Source organism: Pandoraea sp. B-6 (assembly GCF_000282835.1).
GTDB lineage: Bacteria > Pseudomonadota > Gammaproteobacteria > Burkholderiales > Burkholderiaceae > Pandoraea > Pandoraea cepalis.
In genome coordinates this window covers 94,514-98,052 of the sequence record NZ_KB290519.1, presented here as the reverse complement: position 1 = coordinate 98,052, position 3,539 = coordinate 94,514, and the positions used below count along the sequence as shown (strand labels likewise).

Genomic DNA, 3,539 nt, shown 5'->3' with positions numbered 1-3,539 from the left:
GGCCGACGTCGCTTCGGCCAACCAGCCCGCGCCGCTCACCGCCTCGGCGGCCACCGCAGCGTTGACTGCCGCTGTCACGGCGCCCACATCGCCCCCGACCCGCAACAACGCGCCGGACGACATGATGCAACTGCTCAGCCGCCGCGCAGGGGCAGGTGCGGTCGGCAATACGGCGCGTCCGCCGGCCAATGTCGATCTTCCCGCGCATTTCGACAACAACGATATTGGCTCGATCGCCGCCGAAGCCCAGCCGGGCGCGGCACCGGTGGCATCACCGGCAGTGGCGCCGTCGACGGCCAGTGCCGTGGCCGCAGCGCTTGCGCAGTGCGACCGCTATCGCTGGTATGAGGTAATACCGAAGCAGCGCTGTGTGTGGACGGTGTGTAACGGACGCTGGGGCAAGAATGGCTGTCCGGCGGGCACGAATCCAGGCGAGTCACGCTGACCGGCGCACGCGCCCGGCGCGATCAAAAAAGCGCCCATTTCCCCGTGCGCGACGAAGGACTGGGAAAGCCCGTCCGACGGTGTTCAACGCCGATTGGCGCTCAGGTAATCCGCATCAAATTGACAGCCTTCGTCTTTCGCCGTAAAGTGCGCGAGCGTGGTCGGGAGAGCGCACCGGGAAGCACATGCCGGGGCCGCCGAAGGGGTAATACCCACAAACTCTCAGGCATCAAGGACCGTCCGCGCCGAAGGCATCGCCTTCGATCTCTGGAGAGCGGTTGCAGCGTGCGTGGCACGCGGACAACCCACCGAAGGGGCCGGCACGAGCGGCATGGCGCACAGCGCGCCGCACGCACCGGGCAATCTCTCAGGTACCAAGGACAGAGGGGTCATCTCGCCAACTGGCATTGCGCCGGGCTCGTGCACATGCACGCGCCGGACGCGGAAAGTGCCGGTCGTCGAGATGACCCCTTTTTGCATTGTCGGACGCCGTATTCCGACATGCCTGACCCTTGATGCCTTGATGCCCCGATGACCGAACTCAAACGCACTCCGCTCAACGATACGCACCGCGCCGCAGGCGCCCGCATGGTCGACTTCGGCGGCTGGGACATGCCCGTGAACTACGGCTCCCAGATCGAAGAGCACAACGCCGTGCGCACCGATGCCGGCATGTTCGACGTCTCGCACATGTGCGTGGTCGATCTGCATGGCCCGAGCTGCCGCGAATTCCTGCGCTACGCTGTCGCCAACAACGTCGACAAGCTGCAAACCCCGGGCAAGGCGCTCTACACCTGCATGCTCAACCCGAGCGGCGGCGTGATCGACGACCTCATCATCTATTTCATCGCCGAAGACTGGTTCCGCGTGGTGGTCAACGCCGGCACCGCCGACAAGGATCTCGCCTGGATCGGTCAGCTCAACGCGCACGGCGATTACAGCCTGACGATCATTCCGCGCCGCGATCTGTCGATCGTGGCGGTCCAGGGCCCGAACGCCCGCGCCAAGGTGTGGCAAGCGGTACCGGGCAGCCAGGCCGCGAGCGAAGCGCTCAAGCCGTTCAATGCCGCTTTCGCCAAGGACACGGCGTTCGGCGAGTTGATGATCGCGCGCACCGGCTATACCGGCGAAGACGGCTTCGAAGTGATCGTGAACGCCGATCACGTGGCCGCGCTGTGGAACGCGCTGGTCGCGGCGGGCGTGCGTCCGGCCGGGCTGGGCGCGCGCGACACGTTGCGTCTCGAAGCCGGCATGAACCTGTACGGCCAGGACATGGACGACGACGTGTCGCCGCTGGACGCCGGCCTGGGCTGGACCGTCGAGAAGGAAAGCGATCGCACGTTCGTCGGCAAGGACTCCCTGCTCTCGCGCGGCCAGACGTGGCGCTTCGCGGGCCTCGTGCTCGACGGCAAGGGCGGTGTGCTGCGCGCGCACCAGGTCGTGGTGACCGAGGCGGGCGACGGCGAAATCACCAGCGGCACGTTCAGTCCGAGCCTGCAGCAATCGATCGCGTTCGCCCGTTTGCCGAAGGGCGTGCCGGACGGCGCGACGGTCCAAGTGCAAATTCGTGACAAGCAATTGCCCGCACGTGTGGTCAAATTACCGTTCGTGCGTCACGGCAAGGCCGTGGTGGCCTGAGCAACACGGCGCCACGGTGCGGCGACACGAATTACCGATAACCGAATACCCCAAACACTGAATCCCGGAGCGTCAACATGGCGAATATCCCCGATAACCTGAAGTACACCGAGTCCGACGAATGGGCCCGCCTCGAAGCCGACGGCACCGTGACCGTGGGCATTACCGATTTCGCGCAGGAATCCCTGGGCGACATCGTGTTCGTCGAACTGCCTGACATCGGCCGCACCGTGGCGGCGGACGAAGCCTCGGCCGTGATCGAATCGGTCAAGGCAGCGGCCGACGTGCACTCGCCGGTCAGCGGCGAGATCCTCGAGACCAACACCGAAGTGTCCGGCTCGCCCGATCTGGTCAACACCGACGCTTACGGCAACTGGCTGTTCCGTCTGAAGCCGTCGAACACGGCCGAGCTGGACAAGCTGCTGGGCGCTGAACAATACGCCAAGAAAATCGGCGGCTGATGCCCCGGGCGGTGCCGCGAGACCTTCGGTTCGCGCGGCACCGTCCCGGCTGCCGCCCCCGCCGTCACTTGCCGTGATCGAACGAGAGATCTGACCCATGAATGCTTTGACTGACCTGCAAGCGCCGCGCCGCTCGCTCTCCGAGCTGGAGCAGCGCGACAACTTCTCCGCGCGCCACATCGGCCCGGACACCCCCGAACAACAGGCGATGCTCGCCGAGCTGGGCTACGCGTCGCGTGCCGCATTGATCGACGCCGTGGTCCCCGCGTCGATCCGTCGCGACGGCGCGCGCTTCGCCCAGTCGCTCGGCCCGTTCGCCGCCGCGCAAACCGAATCGCAGGCGCTGGCGCAACTGCGCGCGCTGGCCAGCCAGAACCAGGTGTTCAAGTCGTTCATCGGTCAGGGCTACGCCAACACGTTCACGCCGGGCGTGATCCTGCGCAACGTGCTGGAAAATCCGGCCTGGTACACGGCCTATACGCCGTATCAGCCGGAAATCTCGCAAGGCCGTCTCGAAGCGCTGCTCAACTATCAGCAGATGATCATCGACATGACGGGGCTGGCGATCGCCAACGCGTCGATGCTCGACGAAGCGACTGCCGCCGCCGAGGCGATGACGCTGGTCAAGCGTACCGGCAAGTCGAAGTCGAACACGTTCTTCGTCGCCGATGACGTGTTGCCGCAAACCATCGAAGTCGTGCAAACGCGCGCCAAGCCGCTGGGCTTCGAAGTGCAGGTCGGCCCGGTGGCCGCCGCGGCCGATGTCGATGCGTTCGGCGTGCTCGTGCAATACCCCGGCGTGGGCGGCGACGTGCGCGACTATCGCGCGCTGGCCGACGCGATCCACGCCAAGGGCGGCATGCTGATCGCCGCCGCCGATCTGCTCTCGCTCACGCTGCTCACGCCGCCGGGCGAGTGGGGCGCTGACGTCGCCGTTGGCAACAGCCAGCGCTTTGGCGTGCCGATGGGCTTTGGTGGCCCGCACGCCGCCTACCT

Annotated in this window: 2 protein-coding genes, 2 pseudogenes and 2 riboswitches; all 4 genes and pseudogenes read left to right on the top strand. The window is 66.3% G+C overall.

All coding sequences use genetic code 11. The features are described from left to right. Nucleotides 1–445: pseudogene (locus tag A985_RS0111835) on the top strand (hypothetical protein); the annotation flags it as partial. A gap of 151 nt (nucleotides 446–596) precedes the next feature. Further along, a riboswitch (glycine riboswitch) is annotated at nucleotides 597–693 on the top strand. Between the two features lie 8 nt (nucleotides 694–701). After that, nucleotides 702–838, top strand: a riboswitch (glycine riboswitch). 137 nt (nucleotides 839–975) lie between these two features. Beyond that, nucleotides 976–2,082: a glycine cleavage system aminomethyltransferase GcvT gene (gcvT, locus tag A985_RS0111830; protein ID WP_017233614.1), complete on the top strand. Its 1,107-nt coding sequence runs from the start codon at nucleotides 976–978 to the stop codon at nucleotides 2,080–2,082. Nucleotides 2,083–2,159: 77 nt separating this feature from the next. Further along, entirely contained in the window at nucleotides 2,160–2,543 is a 384-nt protein-coding gene (gcvH, locus tag A985_RS0111825) for a glycine cleavage system protein GcvH (protein WP_017233613.1), read from the top strand. A 97-nt stretch (nucleotides 2,544–2,640) separates the two neighbouring features. Then, nucleotides 2,641–3,539, top strand: a pseudogene (locus A985_RS25215) (glycine dehydrogenase (aminomethyl-transferring)); the annotation flags it as partial.